The organism is Croceitalea sp. MTPC6 (assembly GCF_036985525.1).
Lineage (GTDB): Bacteria > Bacteroidota > Bacteroidia > Flavobacteriales > Flavobacteriaceae > Croceitalea.
The window spans coordinates 1-15741 of sequence record NZ_BTGR01000006.1 but is presented as its reverse complement, the minus strand read 5'-3'; the positions used below and the strand labels follow the sequence as shown (position 1 = coordinate 15741).

19 protein-coding genes are annotated in these 15741 nt (G+C 41.9%); 5 read left to right on the top strand and 14 right to left on the bottom strand.

Going from position 1 to position 15741, the window contains the following annotated elements:
• Nucleotides 1-2: 2 nt before the first annotated feature.
• From AACP56_RS11815 to AACP56_RS11795, 5 genes are all read left to right on the top strand, one after another.
• Entirely contained in the window at nucleotides 3-1193 is a 1191-nt protein-coding gene (locus AACP56_RS11815; protein ID WP_339337225.1) for a phospholipase D-like domain-containing protein, read from the top strand.
• A 138-nt stretch (nucleotides 1194-1331) separates the two neighbouring features.
• A complete protein-coding gene (locus tag AACP56_RS11810; protein ID WP_339337226.1) occupies nucleotides 1332-3044 on the top strand; it encodes a GMC family oxidoreductase in 1713 nt (570 codons plus the stop codon).
• Complete coding sequence (locus tag AACP56_RS11805; RefSeq protein ID WP_272651050.1) at nucleotides 3044-3691, top strand: gluconate 2-dehydrogenase subunit 3 family protein; 648 nt, start codon at nucleotides 3044-3046, stop codon at nucleotides 3689-3691. Before AACP56_RS11810 ends, AACP56_RS11805 begins: the two co-directional genes overlap by 1 nt.
• Nucleotides 3692-3749: 58 nt before the next feature.
• Nucleotides 3750-4202 carry a pyridoxamine 5'-phosphate oxidase family protein gene (locus AACP56_RS11800; protein WP_339337227.1) on the top strand — a complete coding sequence of 151 codons (453 nt, stop codon included), beginning with the start codon at nucleotides 3750-3752 and terminating at the stop codon, nucleotides 4200-4202.
• A gap of 303 nt (nucleotides 4203-4505) precedes the next feature.
• Nucleotides 4506-4820: a hypothetical protein gene (locus AACP56_RS11795; protein ID WP_339337228.1), complete on the top strand. Its 315-nt coding sequence runs from the start codon at nucleotides 4506-4508 to the stop codon at nucleotides 4818-4820.
• A gap of 103 nt (nucleotides 4821-4923) precedes the next feature.
• On the opposite strand, the gene AACP56_RS11790 is transcribed toward AACP56_RS11795, so the two are convergent.
• The 14 genes from AACP56_RS11790 to AACP56_RS11725 all read right to left on the bottom strand — a co-directional run.
• The gene (locus tag AACP56_RS11790) at nucleotides 4924-5745 is read right to left on the bottom strand and encodes a hypothetical protein (RefSeq protein WP_339337229.1); all 822 of its coding nucleotides are present in this window, start codon (nucleotides 5743-5745) and stop codon (nucleotides 4924-4926) included.
• A gap of 337 nt (nucleotides 5746-6082) precedes the next feature.
• Nucleotides 6083-6568, bottom strand: coding sequence for a heavy-metal-associated domain-containing protein (locus tag AACP56_RS11785; protein WP_339337230.1), 486 nt, complete (start codon nucleotides 6566-6568; stop codon nucleotides 6083-6085).
• A 27-nt stretch (nucleotides 6569-6595) separates the two neighbouring features.
• On the bottom strand, nucleotides 6596-7300 hold the full coding sequence (locus AACP56_RS11780) for a hypothetical protein (RefSeq protein WP_339337231.1): 705 nt from the start codon (nucleotides 7298-7300) through the stop codon (nucleotides 6596-6598).
• A 173-nt stretch (nucleotides 7301-7473) separates the two neighbouring features.
• Nucleotides 7474-7800: a four-helix bundle copper-binding protein gene (locus AACP56_RS11775; protein ID WP_339337232.1), complete on the bottom strand. Its 327-nt coding sequence runs from the start codon at nucleotides 7798-7800 to the stop codon at nucleotides 7474-7476.
• Between the two features lie 78 nt (nucleotides 7801-7878).
• Nucleotides 7879-8148 (bottom strand): thioredoxin family protein, encoded by a 270-nt coding sequence (locus AACP56_RS11770; RefSeq protein ID WP_339337233.1) that lies wholly within the window; start codon nucleotides 8146-8148, stop codon nucleotides 7879-7881.
• A gap of 155 nt (nucleotides 8149-8303) precedes the next feature.
• Entirely contained in the window at nucleotides 8304-8666 is a 363-nt protein-coding gene (locus tag AACP56_RS11765) for a metal-sensitive transcriptional regulator (RefSeq protein ID WP_339337234.1), read from the bottom strand.
• A 66-nt stretch (nucleotides 8667-8732) separates the two neighbouring features.
• Nucleotides 8733-8942, bottom strand: coding sequence for a GDCCVxC domain-containing (seleno)protein (locus AACP56_RS11760; protein WP_339337235.1), 210 nt, complete (start codon nucleotides 8940-8942; stop codon nucleotides 8733-8735).
• Nucleotides 8943-8951: 9 nt separating this feature from the next.
• A complete protein-coding gene (locus tag AACP56_RS11755) occupies nucleotides 8952-10298 on the bottom strand; it encodes a dihydrolipoyl dehydrogenase family protein (RefSeq protein WP_339337236.1) in 1347 nt (448 codons plus the stop codon).
• On the bottom strand, nucleotides 10299-10922 hold the full coding sequence (merTP, locus tag AACP56_RS11750; protein ID WP_339337237.1) for a mercuric transport protein MerTP: 624 nt from the start codon (nucleotides 10920-10922) through the stop codon (nucleotides 10299-10301).
• Nucleotides 10923-10934: 12 nt separating this feature from the next.
• Nucleotides 10935-11306: an ArsR/SmtB family transcription factor gene (locus tag AACP56_RS11745; protein WP_339337238.1), complete on the bottom strand. Its 372-nt coding sequence runs from the start codon at nucleotides 11304-11306 to the stop codon at nucleotides 10935-10937.
• A 154-nt stretch (nucleotides 11307-11460) separates the two neighbouring features.
• Entirely contained in the window at nucleotides 11461-12675 is a 1215-nt protein-coding gene (locus AACP56_RS11740; RefSeq protein WP_339337239.1) for a hypothetical protein, read from the bottom strand.
• Complete coding sequence (locus AACP56_RS11735) at nucleotides 12665-13039, bottom strand: QcrA and Rieske domain-containing protein (protein WP_339337240.1); 375 nt, start codon at nucleotides 13037-13039, stop codon at nucleotides 12665-12667. Before AACP56_RS11735 ends, AACP56_RS11740 begins: the two co-directional genes overlap by 11 nt.
• Before the next feature lie 66 nt (nucleotides 13040-13105).
• Complete coding sequence (locus AACP56_RS11730) at nucleotides 13106-14305, bottom strand: di-heme oxidoredictase family protein (RefSeq protein WP_339337241.1); 1200 nt, start codon at nucleotides 14303-14305, stop codon at nucleotides 13106-13108.
• A 190-nt stretch (nucleotides 14306-14495) separates the two neighbouring features.
• Nucleotides 14496-15741 (bottom strand): heavy metal translocating P-type ATPase (locus AACP56_RS11725; protein WP_339337242.1); only part of this gene is annotated, 1246 nt, incomplete at its 5' end.

Genomic DNA, 15741 nt, shown 5'->3' with positions numbered 1-15741 from the left:
TGATGATACAGAAATCAGCAGAAGATAATACCAAAAAAGTATTGCACGTTATGGACCATAATGAAGACTATATCGAGTTGGTGCATTCGGGCGAAGATTATTTTTATAGGTTGGAAAAAACAATTGAAAAGGCGCAAGAGGAAATACATTTACAAACCTACATTTTTGAAAACGATAGTACGGGAAATCGCATAGCTACTCTACTGAAGGAAGCCGCCAAACGAAAAGTCAAAGTGTATGTCTTACTGGATGCCTATGGCTGTGCTGCGCTCCCCGATAGTTTTGCCCATGATTTGGTACAACATGGTATTTCACTACGTTTTTTCTCCCCTTTGTTCTCTTGGAACAATTTTTATCTCGGTAGGCGTATGCATCACAAAGTAGTCGTTGCCGACGGAAAAACAGCACTCATCGGGGGAATCAATATTGCCGACAAATACCACGGCACAACTGAATCGGAGCCTTGGCTAGATTATGCCGTGCAGTTGTATTGTCCGGCCGCAGAAGATTTACAGAAACTGTGTAGGGATTATTTTTTTAAACAAAGTAGCTCAAAAAAAATAAAGCCTGTCTTGCATTTGGTGGAAAAAGCAAGGGTTGGAATCTTACAGAACGACTGGCTTAAAAGTAAAACTGAAGTCTGCGATGCCTATACTAATGCCATTCTCCATGCCGAAAAAGAGATAGTAATCGTAGGCTCGTATTTTTTGCCTGGAAGCATAATAGCAAAGGCATTGAAAAAAGCCTGTAAAAGAGGAATAAAGACAACGGTAATCTTAGCGGGCATTAGCGATGTGCCGTTGGTACGTAGGGCAACCGAACATTTGTATTCCTCTTTTTTAAACCACCATATGAGGATATATGAGTGGAACAAATCCGTAGTGCATGGTAAAGCCTCCGTGGTAGATAAAAAATGGTCCACCGTAGGCTCATTTAACCTGAACAGTCTTAGTTGCTACGGTAGTATTGAAATGAACGTGGAAATTCACTCCGTAGAATTTGCCGAAAACCTTCGCGCTGACTTTGAAAAGGTTATCAGCGAGTGTAGCGAAATTACAAAGGAGAGTCTCAAACAAAGAGCAGGTATATTCAACAGGTTGGCAAATTGGGTTTCCTATCAAATGGTTCGTACGGCGATGCTTTTACTCACCTTTCTTCCCCATTTAAGGTTTTTGAAAGACTACAGGTTATAGAATATTGATAAATGGTTATAAGAACTATGGAGCCCGATTAGAAAACTAAATGCTAAAAGATGATAAAAATGTGAACACAAAGTCATTTATACATTTTAAGATAGCGAAAGAATGAATGGCTTTTTAAAAGATTTGACAATGAAAAAATTCTATTACAACGAAGAACAGCAATCCTATGATGCGATTGTTGTGGGAACCGGCATCAGCGGTGGCTGGGCCGCCAAAGAACTTTGTGAGAACGGCCTTAAGACCTTGGTTCTTGAGCGTGGAAGGATGGTACGCCATATCGAGGACTATCCGACTGCCTATAAAGATCCATGGGACTTACGGAACGGAGGGAAACCAACCCAGGAAGATTTAAAAAAACAACCAAAGCAAAATAGGACCGGGTACACGACCAATGCGGCCAGTGCCCTTTGGTTCGTGAACGATTTGGAACACCCCTACAACGAAATCAAACGTTTTGACTGGATGCGTGGCTACCATGTGGGTGGGCGTTCTATCATGTGGGGGCGACATAGTTACCGCTGGAGCGATATCGATTTTACCGCCAACCAGCGAGAGGGAATCGCAGTGGATTGGCCTGTTAGATATAAAGATATTGCCCCTTGGTACGATAAAGTAGAGACCTATATCGGCGTGTCGGGGGAAAATCTTGGGTTGAAACAATTACCCGATGGCCAGTTTTTACCGATGATGGAACTAAATTGTGTCGAACAACGTTTTCGGGAAAAGGTAAGCGAGAATTTCGATGGCCGTGTGGTCACGGCAGGAAGGGTCGCCAATATCACGGGAACCAAGAAATTCGAGGGACGGCAGCATTGCATGTTCAGAAATCGCTGTATTAGGGGTTGCCCATTCGGGGCGTATTTTAGCAGCAATTCATCTACTTTGCCCGCTGCCGAACGCACCGGAAATATGACATTGAGACCAGATTCCATCGTACATCAGATAATATACGGTCCGGATACGAAACGGGCAACCGGAGTTAAGGTCATCGATAGGGTCTCCAAGGAAGCCTACGAATTCAAGGCCAAGGTAATTTTCTTATGCGCCTCGGCCATTGCCTCAACCTCTATATTAATGCAATCGAGATCCGATCGCTTCCCAAACGGGATGGGCAACGACTCAGATCAATTGGGAAGAAATATCATGGATCACCATCTCGGTGTCGGGGCACAAGGAAAGTTCGACGGCTTCGAGGATAGATACTATAAAGGAAGAAAACCTAATGGCATCTATATTCCGCGTTTTAGAAATCTGGGCGACAATACCAACAGAAACGATTACAAAAGGGGCTTTGGCTACCAGGGCGGTGGCGGAAGGGGCAACTGGGAAGACTTGATCGCGGAACTATCTTTTGGCAAGGAACTCAAGGAGGCCGTTCTAAAACCGGGAGGTTGGTCCATGGGCCTTGGGGGCTTCGGTGAAGTGCTCCCATATGAAGACAACAGAATGACCTTGGACTATGATAAATTGGACGGCTGGGGGCTGCCCACGGTAACCTTCGATGCCGAATTCAAGGCGAATGAATGGGCCATGCGCAAAGACATGAAAGAATCCGCCGTTGAAATGCTCCAGAAGGCAGGTTTTCGCAACGTAGAACCTTATGACACCCCCGGGGCACTGGGTCTTGGCATTCATGAAATGGGTACGGCCCGGATGGGCAGGGACCCTAGGACTTCTGTCCTTAATGGAAACAATCAAATTCATGACGTTCCCAATGTATACGTAACCGACGGGGCTTTTATGACCTCTGCCAGTTGTGTAAACCCATCATTGACCTACATGGCCTTTACGGCGAGAGCTGCCGATCATGCAGCGCAAGAACTTAAAAAAGGAAATATCTAATGGAAAGAAGAAAAGCATTGAAGAACATGGGGCTGTCTCTTGGTTATATTGTGGCAACCCCGACATTGATGGGCATTGCCCAAAGCTGTAAAAATGAAAGTGCAACTACATGGACACCGAAATTTTTTACAAAGGAAGAAGGTACGGTTATTACTCACTTGGTGGACATTATTCTTCCAAAGACCGATACACCGTCGGCCTCTGAGGTAAAAACACACCTATTTATCGACAAATTTTTCGATGAGGCCATGGAGAAGAATCAGCAGGATTTCGTTAAAATGTCAATGGGCCGTTTTATGGACAAAGCTTTAAAGGATTCTGGCAAGGATAGGGCATTTGACCTCACTCCCGAGGATTTAAAGCCGGTCTTGGCCTCGTCATTAAAGGTATCCAAAGAACAGGAGGCCAAAAATTTTGAAACGATAAACTCGTATCAAGAATCGGTTGCCCATGGTAACATTGCTAATCTGGATGACATTGTTGCCCGATTTGGCTTTGCGAACAATCTTCGTGGGCTGACTATCTGGGGCTATAAAATCTCTGAATATATGGGTGAGGAAGTACTGGCCTATCTCCCTATTCCGGCAGAATATATTTCATGTGAGGCTACACAAAAACTTACTGGAGGTAAAGCATGGTCATTATAATTAATCGACCTGTTCCAAAACAGTCTCTAAACGATTTGTAATTTTAAAAAAAAAAACGATGACAGATTTAACAACAAGCGCAAGTACGCGTGTCTTCAGAAACAACTACCTTGGCCACCTGGCCTATCTATGGCAGGGCAAACCCTATGTAATTCCCATTACCTATTATTTTGATCCTACTGACAATACAATCATTAGCTATACCTCGGAAGGCCATAAAATCGATGCGATGCGCAAAAACAATTCGGTCTCCGTACAGGTTGAAGAAATACAATCCATGTTTAATTGGGAATCGGCCATGGCACACGGCACATTCGAAGAACTTGAAGGCAGCGTTGCAAAGCAAAAGTTACACGTATTTACCGAAGGCATAAAAAATACAATAAAACGAAAAGAACACAAAGAGGTCGAGTTCATCAACGAATTTTCAAGCAAATTATACTCTAGGGGTATTCCAATTGTTTACCGTATCAAAATACTGGAAATTATGGGAAAACGCAGGGAAACCTAAAGATACTATCAATAATGGGCTAAAGCTATAGGGCAATTTTAAAAAATGATGAAATGCCAAGAATAGATACATTGAACGTTATGATAGAAAGTAACTTTATACTACTATAGCTATGTTAAAACGGGCAAATCTTTTATTACCCTTAATTTTGTTGATTTTATTGGCATGTAATAACGACGACCAAGGTTCACAACAGGTTAACCTATTGTTTACCGAAGATAATCTAATAGGAGATTGGAAAAGGATAGCTGAATTTAGGGGGCAACCCAATGATTCGCTGGGAATATTATATCAACGGAAGATTTGTTTGCCAAGTTCGAAAGTTGTCGTAAAGACGATATTCTCCGATATGAACAGGGCACGACTCCCCAAGAAAACATCTATTTCTGGGGAATAGGGGAAATTGCATGCCATAGCCAGATAGCCAACTCATTCTTTGAGATTGGTACTTGGAACATCGAGGAATCGGGGAAACTGACCCATTCCTATTCTGATGTTAGCAAATCGCTTATCGTGATTATATTGACAACTCAGAAGTTACTTATTAGGAATGAATCAGGCACGAAAGCACTTGACGGAACCGTCTATGAATTTACTGAATATGAACGTGTGAGATAAAATTAATTGCATCGGTTGAGTCACTAAATTAAAAGGAATAGCTAAAATAGGAGCCATCTTTTTCTTATCACTCCATGTCAAACCTCCAATCAACAGAAACAAGTCACCTCTTTTGATAGATCAAAATGGAATTCTCCTTAAAATTTGTAATGTATAAATATTCCATATCCAATAAAACATCCGTAGGATAATTTATCCCTTCTTCCAAAACTTGAAACAGTTGCCCATCATAGCCATAAAGCAAAACACGATCGTTCTCTTGATCTGTTACCGCTATTTCCTGACTATTCAAAGCAATACCAGAGGCCACGTTTATTTGGTCATTTAGACCAATCGTCTTTAAGTGTTTTCCACCAAAACCAAAGACCTGAACCCTGTGGTTATAGGCATCCGTTACATATACTTTCCCCTCTTTTAGCTTGACATCTATTGGATAGTACAGTTCGCCCTCCTTGTGGCCCTGCTTGCCAATGGTAAAACTTTCATTCGATGTCTGTACTAGAATCCGATGATTGTAAAAATCCGCTATTAGAATACTATCCCCATATACCGAAACACCGGCCGGGGCCTGTGGTCGTTTATTGATTTTCAAGGGGCGGGAGTTTCCCATTTTATATTGCCAGATGGTGTCGGTCAAAAATTCGGGGATATATAGTGCTCCCTTGTCAAAATGTATGTTCATTGGCCTTTGGATACCGGTGATTGAATCTAATACCTGCCCATTCAGGGCAATTTTATATAAACGAAAATGATCAGGATCCGAAAACCAAATGGTTTCCCCGTCCTTGGCCAATGCCAAGGGGCGGGATTCTATGGGTAGCTTAATTTTCCTTTCGAAATGCCATTGTTTTTTAACCTTTTTACAACTAGATATGACAAGAACCAAAAAAACAACGGGGAAGATGTACACCTTTCTAAAATTCATACCAAAAGTTTACTATCATAGAAATTAAAACCAGAGATGTAATTATCCATAGAGACCAGGAGTTGATACCACGATTGATTTTACCATCTTGGCACGATTTCCTCCGGCAAAGCCTCTTCGAACCTTCAAAATTTTTATAGTGTGCGACTCCAAGGCTGCCAACCGAAAATAGAGTCAGATAGATCTCGGCGGGGTGTACCCATTGAAAACCTCTACTTATAAATCCCAATCCGGCCACCACCGAAAGCAATGCGGGAATGAAACAACACATCAAGGGAAGAACGGCAGCAAGCAAACTGGAGCTCAATAACATTTTGACGAAAGACTTCATAAAAACTTATTTGACTTTTGTAAGTATTATGGCCCATCGGCCCGAAAGGTTTCCATCCTCCTCATCTTCTACCGTACCACTTACAATTGCCATTCCAGGAGTCAATGCTTGCACTAGTTCAGTCGGTGAATGCTGCGATATATCAAATAGCTCTTGGCCGGTTTCAATTACCCACAGCCCGTTTTCCTTCTTCACGGTTCCTGAAATGGTGATTTGGGCTTTCTTTGCTGAAAAACCATTCTTCTTTACTTCCTCTTGGATATTTTTGAGGCTTAAACCGTTATTTTTCAAAAGTTGCAAATAGGCTTTCCCGTCGTTAAGACTTACCCTTACATTTTGAAGTCCGTCCATTTTGTTTAGACCGCGTTCAAGACCATAGGCACAAGGTGCACAATCCATTCCATAGACCTCTTGGTCAACTTTTTGAATTTGTGCCTCGGAACTCAAAGTACCGAGTAATGCTATTATCATAACCAATGCTATTTTTTTCATCTTCTTAATTTTTAAATTTTAATTCTATTATAACCAATAACTTAGATTAATGGATACCCTATAATTTTCTTTTACGGCACTTGGCGTCAAATCCTGCACCACCGGAAACAAGGCTCCAAATGAAATCCCCCACGCTCCGTACAACCCTAAAAATGAAGGTCCCATCAATACTTTTTTACTTCTTGTATCACTAAAATTTTGTTGTCCGTTATATTTATTGTCACCGGGGAATTCTGCCATTGTTTCCAAAAATATCCTCCAATCGGGTTTTGGATAATCGCCCATAAAGATATTGGGGCGATACCCTACCACAGCACTCGCGTATGGCAGGTCGCCGAGTTGTTCGTTATCTTTTTCAAAGTAATATTGATAGCCACCACCTAACCACGCATACCAGGTACGTGAAGCATATCCCGTAGAAATTGCACCGTGAATGGAATTGCCCACGTTTACTTGCGCGCGGACATCATCGGTAGGTGCTGAAACCCCGAGGACAGCTGTTCCCTCAAAACGTTTTCCCACCCCAAAGGCATTGGAAAAAAATCGATACCAAAGAGATGCTTCTATATCGCCATTTGCGGGCATATTGCTATTCCCCCTTGTTCTCGGCGCATTGTCAAGCCGCTCTATCATAGTGGGTGTGGTCAAGTTAATCTGCAAATCTTCGGTGATACCATAGGAAAACAAATAACGCAGCATATAAGAAGTTTCGTTCTCGGTGCTCAAACTCATACTTGCGACATTTAGATCCACGCCACCCCTCGCGAGGGTCGGGGTCTGTAAACCATATAATGGCCCGTGTCCCTGCGCATTAAGAATGGATATTGTCGATGAGCAGAGTATAATGATTAGAACGATTTTGAGATGTAAATTAGAAATGGCCATAAATCACTTGTTTTTAAATGTTAAGCTGCCATTTTTTTACAACTCTCGGCACAGGCATAGCATTTTTCCGCACATTGCTGGCAAACCTCGCTATCGAATTTTGCACATTCATCGGCGCAGGCTTTACATAAGTCCGCACAAATGGCACATAAGCGCTTCGAATAATCAGATTGGCTGGCGAGTAATTGAACACAAGCGATACATAGCGCAATGCAATCCAAACAAAACTGATGGCATTTTTTCATATCGGGTTCGCCCAAATGTTGGTCAAGGCAGATTCTTGCCGCAGTAATACAGGCATTGCAATCATCAATACATTTTTGTAATTCAGAATTTAATGGTTTCATATTTTTTGGATTTTAAATGATATCCTGTTGGTACGGCAACAGGATAATTGGTGAAAATGGCCGTACCCAAATCTTTTTTTAATTTTGTCCAATACCCGCTTTCATCAACTTTTCTTTGGTAATGGCGGAATCCTTGCAGCAATCCAATAATTTTCCGTTTACGGCTACTGCGGGTATTTTTTGTACCCCATATTCGTTCATCTTGGTAAGATAAGTCTTATCATCGCATTGTTTTACCAAATCGTATGTTGTTACTTCACATTCATCACAGGCCAGTTCCTCAATCATTTTGACCACTGGGTCACAAACGGGGCAGTTGGCTGTAAAGACTTCTACTTGACGTTTCATAATCTCTTTTTTTTATTAGTATTTCATTTATAATGGCTTATCAATTAAGCACGGTACAAAGGTAGGTGGGTGCCCGGGGTGGTCTCCAAACATTATTTCAAAAAAAAATGACCCATAACTTTGGGCCATCAACGGGGGTTGTTTTTTTGCGAGTTCTATTCCTCGTTAGAGTCTTCCAATTTGGATTTGAGCGTGGCAATTTCTTTCATTTTGTCGGTAAGACTGTCCAGCTCCAAATCAGGGAACTGTTTCCGTATAAATTCAATACGGTCTTCATTACCACAATCTCCAGGACAAGCTTCCACGGTTTCTGAAATCTTGATTGCCAAGGCCTTTCTGTAAGTTTCGTCCAGTAACAGGAAATGAGCCTTGTCCAAACCCTTTTGTGCTGCTTTGAACTGTATCAATATCTTTTCAGGATCTGTATCCTCGTCCAGCATTTTAATGAGGCCGCTAAGTTGCCCATTAATACTTTGTAACCTTGTTTTTATGTCCTTACTTAAATCCCGTGGTATCATTTGTTAAAATTTTATTGCAATGTAAGTATGCTCGTAGGGTGGTCTCCAAATATTTTTCCAATTTTATTAGCAATATTTTGAACCTTCCTGAATAGGTGGACAGGCCACAGTTCCGTAAGAACAGAATACGCAGCAATCGCCTTCTTTTGGTTTTAGTATTTGTTTGCAATTATCACATTCATAAAAGAATTGACAGGCCGTGGTTGGCATCTCTTCAGCCTTTTTGTGGCCGCATTCCGGACAGGTAATCGTAGATTTTAATATAGTAGTTTCCATAAATAATAGTTAGAGCATATAGGTTAGGTCAGATGCCATTGTAGGATATGAAAATATCATTGTCCGCAAATCGCTTATGGTCATCTTGGTCTTTATCGCCATTGCGAAAAGATTGATGGTTTCTTCACAGTGAGGCCCGATAAGATGTGCGCCCAAAATGGTATTGTTATCTTTATCGATGATTGTTTTAAAAGCATATTTATCCACATTCAGCCGTCTCGCATTGAACCAATCATCCACTTTTTCAAAATTGACATTGATATCATATCCCTTTTCTTTGGCCTCATCTTCCAATAGGCCAACGGTTGCCATAGCGGGCAAAGTGAAAACTACGGAAGGCATTGGGGGATAACTGACTTTCTTCTCATTTCCTTTAATGATATTTGAAGCTACGACGTGTCCTTCCAAAACAGCTACGGGTGTCAGGGGCAACCCTCTTGAGTCCGCTGCATCGCCAGCTGCATATATGTTCGCGTTCGATGTGCTCTGAAGGTATTCGTTGACCTCTATGCCCTTTTTTGAGAAGGATATACCCGCTTTTTCCAATTCTAAATCAAAAATGGCTGGGGGACGACCAGCGGAATTAAATACCGCTGCCGATTTGAAGTTAGTTTCCTTTCCGTTTGAAATTCCTGTAGTTATGTAGTTGTCATCTTTACGTTCAATTTTAGAAACTTCAGTTTCAAGAACGAGCTTAACACCTAATTTACGTGTGGCATCGACCAAATGTTTTACAATATCCTTGTCAAAGTTTTCCAATGGACGTTTGCCTCGATGTACTATTGTTACCTCGGCACCGGAACGTGCGGCAATATGGGCGAATTCAAAGGCGATATATCCACCACCGATGAAAAGCAGGGATTGGGGTAATTCCTTAAGGTTTAGAAAATCCGTACTCGTTTTCGCAAGCTGTCCGCCTTCAAAATCTAAAACTTTTGGTTTTGAACCTGACGCAATTACAACTTTATCAGCTTGAATGGTCTCGTTACCTACACATAAGGACTTTTCATTTATAAACGTAGCGGAACTGTGAAAGGTGTCGATGCCGTTCTTCTTATACCCCTTTTCTATTTTCCTCGGCATTTCATCGACAAAGGTCTGTTTGAACGCCATTATATCCTTCCAGTTGATATTCGGAATGGTATCAATGCCTTTCCCTTTAAGTCTTTTAGCGAAGTCGCGTACTTCCGTGGCACCGATAATCACTTTTTTTGGGTCACAGCCTCGTAGGGCACAAGTGCCACCATAAGGCAGTTCATCAGTAATGCCCACCGAAAGACCTTTTGAAGCGCATTTATTGGCGATTGTCATACCTGACATACCCGAACCAATAATGAAAACATCATATTTTTTCATCTACTTATTTTCTTTAGTGGTTTTCTCGACAACTTTATAGCCGGTGCTTTCTATAGCTTTTCGTATTGCGGGCAAATCGGTTTTGGCCTTGTCAAATTCCACTATGGTGTTGGCATTTTCGTAGCTGGCTTTGACCGAAATAATTCCGTCCAATTTATTGACTTCACTTTCTACGTGTGCCTCACAACCTGCACAGGTCATTCCAGCGACTTCAAAAGTCTGCTTTTTGATATTCGATTGAGAGACATAGACGATATCCTTGGTGGGCTGTGCATAAAATAGGTTGGAATAGTACGGAAAGGCCAGCATCAATGCGGCGAATAGTGTTACTATCAACAAGAAGCGTTTGGATTGCCAAAATGATGGTTTCGCATCATCTTCACAGGCGCAATCTATTTCTTCCTGTGTTTTCGGTCGCAGTTTCTGATACCAGGCAAACACCAAAACAATAATGGTCAAGCCGATAAGATAGGGTCTAAATGGCTCGACCCAAGAAAAGGTAGATGCAATTCCGCTTGTTCCGGCAATTAATGCCAAGACAGGGGTTATACAACATATTGATGCTGCAACTGCGGTAAAAATGCCGGTATAGGCCGCGGTATTTGAAGTTTTATTCGGTGCCATAATGTAAACTTTCTAAGCTGTTTTCTTTCTTGCTGAAATTGAATTGAAAATTCCATTCAAAACATTGTCCTCACTCTTTACCAGCGAATAATATAATGTTTGCCCTTCACGTCTCGACAAAATAATTCCTGCATCCTTCATTTTACGGATATGTTGGGATACGGCAGGAACACTCATTTCAAGAATGTCAGCAATATCGCAAGGGCATAATTCGTTTTCTATGTTCAAGAGGAACAGGACTTTCAGTCGCACCTCGCTTCCCGCGAGAGACAAAACTTTGCTTATTGCTTCTAAGCTGCCCGAAGAATTCTCTATGGTTTCCTTGCATCTCGATATTTGCTTCTTGTCTGCTTCGTTCCGTGTACAAGTTATTTCCAAGCTCATCTTTTTTTATTTAAAGTGGTCACAAATATATCATTATTATATTATTTAAGCAAATACTTAAATATATATTGTTGTTGCACTTGCAAACATTTTTCAAGCTCGATATGACTGCTTTGCAATCAGGCGGATTTAAGCTGATAAATAGGATATCACTTTAAAAATAGGTGCTGATTCCAAAATACCATGTTGCGGTTTTTGAGGCAGGATTGTTCAATATATCCTGCTGCCATTGGTACCTATAATTAATCCTTAGAACGGTCTGGGGTGATGGCCTCAAGCTCAAGGCAGGGGTCAAAGCAAACAGGTCAGCTCCAATATCGGTGTTGGTCTGGGCAAACTTCCCGATATTGTAATCCACATAATCCGTCCTGAGCGACAGGTTCAGTATTGCATCTTCCCAGTCAAGTATTTTCGTTTTGAGCACGGGTTGAATAATATCAACAAAAAAGCCCGCTTGTTGATTTCCAAATTGTTGTGTGAAAGTATCCGGTACATCCACCCAAATGTAGGTCATCTCGCCTATTAACCTCGTTCCTGTCTTATTGATCGTTGTATTTAAGTCGAAGGCAAGAACATCGACCCTCCTTGATTCAGTGTCAACTTGGAGGCCATCTATTTCTTCCCTGTTGTATGTGCCTCCCATATAAGAGATACCCAGTTCTCCAATTTTTCGATGTTTAATCGCCAATTTTCCATTTAATAGCGGGTTGCCACTAAAATTGTTCTCAAATCGCTCAGAATTTTCCTTTACAGCAGGTAAAAATGTCCGTTCCTCTTCGTTATTGATAATGCTGGTGTCAAAACCATTGGTTAGATACCCTTCATATCCCAAGGTCCAATCTCCCTTATACGTCTTTCCATATATGCCAAAACCGGCATTGGAGAAAGTGGCAGGCAACAAATTGGTGCTAACATCCGGTCGCTCCACGAATTCCCATTTCGGACCGTCATGATTTTGATTAAATGAGCCGATGGGATTCAATACAATTCCTCCTCGAAGATTGAGCAAGGGATGTAAGGCGATATCCATTGAGGCAAATTCGATGGCGATTTCCTCAGTTCCGTTTTCAAATTCCAACTCAGTCAAAAACTTAATGCGCTTCGATATGGATGCCGAAACGAAAAGAGTCAATCTCCTGGCCTGAAAAGATAACCCTTCTGACAATCCATCCTCAATGCTATAGATTGAGTTCGCCTCCAGATAACCACCCAGATTGACGGGAAATTTGTCAAAAGTCAAAAAGGGACGGTCATAGACTGCATCCATATTCATGGATGCCCTGATACTGTCTTTATCGCTGGTTTGGGCGCTAATGGTCGAAATGTAAATATTCACTATGAAAAGGGCAGCGTATATTTTAGGAGACATGTACATAGATATGTTCATTATCGGTTGTTATTGGGAATGACTTTAAGTTTTCTTCTGCAGGCCCTTGCATGACCCCGCCCGAGCGATCAAATTCGCTGCCATGACATGGACAATTATATATGCCACCACCAATGTTGAGTTCGCAGCCTCTATGGGTACATTGCATTAAACTAGCCGTATAGTCAAGCTTTGGTGTTCTGAAAATGCCGATGGGATATTGCATGGAATCGCTTTGGATGACCACAAAATCCCGCTCTATTTGTTTCTTTCCTTTTATCTGTTTAAACTCACCTTTTGATATTCTCAACATCCCCTCTTCCTCAGCGAAGGAGGCATAGTACAGGCCCGCACAGCCGTGGAGCAAAAAGGAGGAAGCCGGGAGGGCTGTTGCTAGATATCCCAAACGCTTGATGAAATCTTTCCTGCGCATCTATAGGGAGTTAATGAATTGTATCAATTGTGACTTTTCTTCTGGCTCTAATAAGAGGTACTGTGCCTTTGAATTATTTGCCTCGCCACCGTGCATTTCAATGGCTTCCCCAATACTTGAAGCCCTTCCGTCATGTAACAGGAACATTTGTCCACCTTGGGAATTGGCGGACAGGCCGATTCCCCATAACGGCGGAGTTCTCCATTCGGAGGTCTCAACATTGCCCTCTGTGAATCTATCATCAAGACCAGGACCCATATCATGTAACAGTAAATCCGTATAAGGATGGAACTCCTTAAAGGACAAAGATTCAATTGGCGAAAACCCCGTTGTCAGGGTCGGCGTGTGACAAGCTGCGCATTGTATGGACTGAAAAAGCTCTTTCCCGGCAATAACATCCGGATCTGTCTGGTTTCTTGGAATAGGAGCTTTAAGAGTTTTAAGGTAAAATACAACATCATTCAAAGTTTGGGTGCTTATCTCCGGATCTTCTTCAAGACCGCTGAATGGGTCAATGGGGTCGAAAAGGGAGGTTATCCCAATGTCTTGATTATATGCACCTACGGTTTGATGCAACAAATCATAACTACTGGCCTTCTTACCAAACCTGAAGATAAAATTATTTCCAATTGGAACACTGTTTTCCCGAATCTCGGTGAATTTGGGAGGACGATTATAGTGGGGTCTTCCACTAATTCCATCTCCGTCCTCATCCATTGGGTCGGCCAATGCCAGAATATCCATATCGGGGACAGCATCCAGTAAACCCAATCCTGTTACTGCAGGTGCCACTAAAATGGAAAAGGGCAAACCATCAGGAACGGTTTCAGGCTCAAAACCTGGTATGGCCTTATTTTGAATTTGGTTCCTGCCATCGCCGATAGTTGGCATTGAGGGTAGACCCAAATCATTGTTGCCAAACCTGATAAGTTGGTTGAAAGGATGGCCCTTGCCATCCCCTGAATGGCAGCTAACGCAGCTAGTCCCGACAAATAAGGGGCCAAGGCCATTTTCAACAGTAAAAACGTCATCGTTAAAAGCAATGTCACCAGCTAAAAACCGTTTTTGCTCGCTTGTGGACAGGCCATCGATAGGTCCATCCAACAGCTCAAATTCCATAGGTTCCTCGGGTCCCAAATTTTCACAGCCACAAAGCAGAAGTAAAGAGACCCCAATAAAAATATAAATTATTTTAGACATTACTATAAAAATATTTATACGAATATAATTATATTTTTAGATATGCCTAAATATTTTAATATAATTCCTCAGGGCAAAACTTATGGAATCTTTGGAAGGTCTGCGTTAGTGGATTATGGAAATACTATATTGTATGAGATGCTGTCAGTTGTCCAGAAAGAAAATAATGATCTCTGTATTTGGTATGATTTTAATCCCACGTCATCCGCTGCAACCGAACCGCATTGAAAATGGCCAAAAGTGCCACACCCACATCAGCAAAAACGGCTTCCCACATTGTGGCCAATCCACCCGCACCGAGAATTAAAACTATGACTTTGACCCCAAATGCAAGAACAATATTCTGCCATACGATTCTTCGCGTTGATCGACCAATTTTAATCGCTCTTGCAATCTTGCTGGGTTGGTCGGTCTGTATAATAACATCGGCCGTTTCAATGGCAACATCGCTTCCTAAACCACCCATCGCAATGCCTACACCACTTGCTGCCAAAACGGGTGCATCGTTAATACCATCGCCAATAAATGCTACTTTGGTTTCGGGTTGCTTTTTGAGCTCTTCAACCTCATTGAGTTTATCTTCAGGCAACAGTCCGCCTTTTGCCCAATCGATGTTTAACTCTTTTGCAACCTGTTGTGTAATTGAGTCTTTGTCGCCTGATAGCATTATGAGTTGCTGAATTCCTGAATACCGAATTTGTTTAATGGCTTGGTGCGCATCATCTTTTAATTCATCTGCAATGGTTACATAACCTGCAAATGTTCCATCTATGGACACCATAACGATGGATTCTACAATACCATCTGTTTCCGAGGGGACTTCTATGCTGTTTGAGGTCATCAAGGCTTTGTTTCCTACCAGTACGGTTTTTCCGTTGACCGTTCCTTTTAGTCCCTTTCCTGCAACCTCTGAAACATTGGTTGCCTCGTAATCCGAGCCGTCCGCTTTGTATTCGAGAATCGCCTTGGCAATGGGATGGGTGGATTGTTCTTCCATCGCCATCAGGTATTTCATAAACTCGGCTTCCTCAAATGTGATGGAATTGATTTCCTTGATTTTAAAAACGCCTTTGGTAACGGTTCCGGTTTTGTCCATTACGACCGTGTTTACTTGGGTCATTGCATCGAGAAAGGATGCACCCTTGAATAGAATACCATTGCGCGATGCCGCACCCAATCCACCAAAATAGCCGAGAGGAATAGAAATGACCAACGCACAAGGACACGAAATCACGAGGAATATCAATGCTCTATACAGCCAATCCCTAAACACATAATCATCTACAAAAAAGTAAGGTAAAAACGTAAGTCCGATGGCAAGGAATACAACGATAGGCGTATAAATCCGAGCAAATTTTCTGATGAATAATTCCGTCTTTGATTTTCTGGCAGTTGCATTTTGCACCATATCCAGAATTCGTGCAATGGAACTGTCT

Bases quoted from the DNA above. Each gene is read 5' to 3' on its own strand.
- AACP56_RS11775 (WP_339337232.1), bottom strand. From the start codon at position 7,800: ATGAAACCATTAAATTCTGAATTACAAAAATGTATTGATGATTGCAAT.
- AACP56_RS11765 (WP_339337234.1), bottom strand. From the start codon at position 8,666: ATGATACCACGGGATTTAAGTAAGGACATAAAAACAAGGTTACAAAGT.
- AACP56_RS11760 (WP_339337235.1), bottom strand. From the start codon at position 8,942: ATGGAAACTACTATATTAAAATCTACGATTACCTGTCCGGAATGCGGC.
- AACP56_RS11810 (WP_339337226.1), top strand. From the start codon at position 1,332: ATGAAAAAATTCTATTACAACGAAGAACAGCAATCCTATGATGCGATT.
- AACP56_RS11790 (WP_339337229.1), bottom strand. From the start codon at position 5,745: ATGAATTTTAGAAAGGTGTACATCTTCCCCGTTGTTTTTTTGGTTCTT.
- AACP56_RS11785 (WP_339337230.1), bottom strand. From the start codon at position 6,568: ATGAAAAAAATAGCATTGGTTATGATAATAGCATTACTCGGTACTTTG.
- AACP56_RS11780 (WP_339337231.1), bottom strand. From the start codon at position 7,300: ATGAGTTTGAGCACCGAGAACGAAACTTCTTATATGCTGCGTTATTTG.
- AACP56_RS11805 (WP_272651050.1), top strand. From the start codon at position 3,044: ATGGAAAGAAGAAAAGCATTGAAGAACATGGGGCTGTCTCTTGGTTAT.
- AACP56_RS11815 (WP_339337225.1), top strand. From the start codon at position 3: ATGATACAGAAATCAGCAGAAGATAATACCAAAAAAGTATTGCACGTT.
- AACP56_RS11740 (WP_339337239.1), bottom strand. From the start codon at position 12,675: ATGTCTCCTAAAATATACGCTGCCCTTTTCATAGTGAATATTTACATT.
- AACP56_RS11730 (WP_339337241.1), bottom strand. From the start codon at position 14,305: ATGTCTAAAATAATTTATATTTTTATTGGGGTCTCTTTACTTCTGCTT.
- AACP56_RS11800 (WP_339337227.1), top strand. From the start codon at position 3,750: ATGACAGATTTAACAACAAGCGCAAGTACGCGTGTCTTCAGAAACAAC.
- AACP56_RS11770 (WP_339337233.1), bottom strand. From the start codon at position 8,148: ATGAAACGTCAAGTAGAAGTCTTTACAGCCAACTGCCCCGTTTGTGAC.
- AACP56_RS11755 (WP_339337236.1), bottom strand. From the start codon at position 10,298: ATGAAAAAATATGATGTTTTCATTATTGGTTCGGGTATGTCAGGTATG.
- merTP (WP_339337237.1), bottom strand. From the start codon at position 10,922: ATGGCACCGAATAAAACTTCAAATACCGCGGCCTATACCGGCATTTTT.
- AACP56_RS11745 (WP_339337238.1), bottom strand. From the start codon at position 11,306: ATGAGCTTGGAAATAACTTGTACACGGAACGAAGCAGACAAGAAGCAA.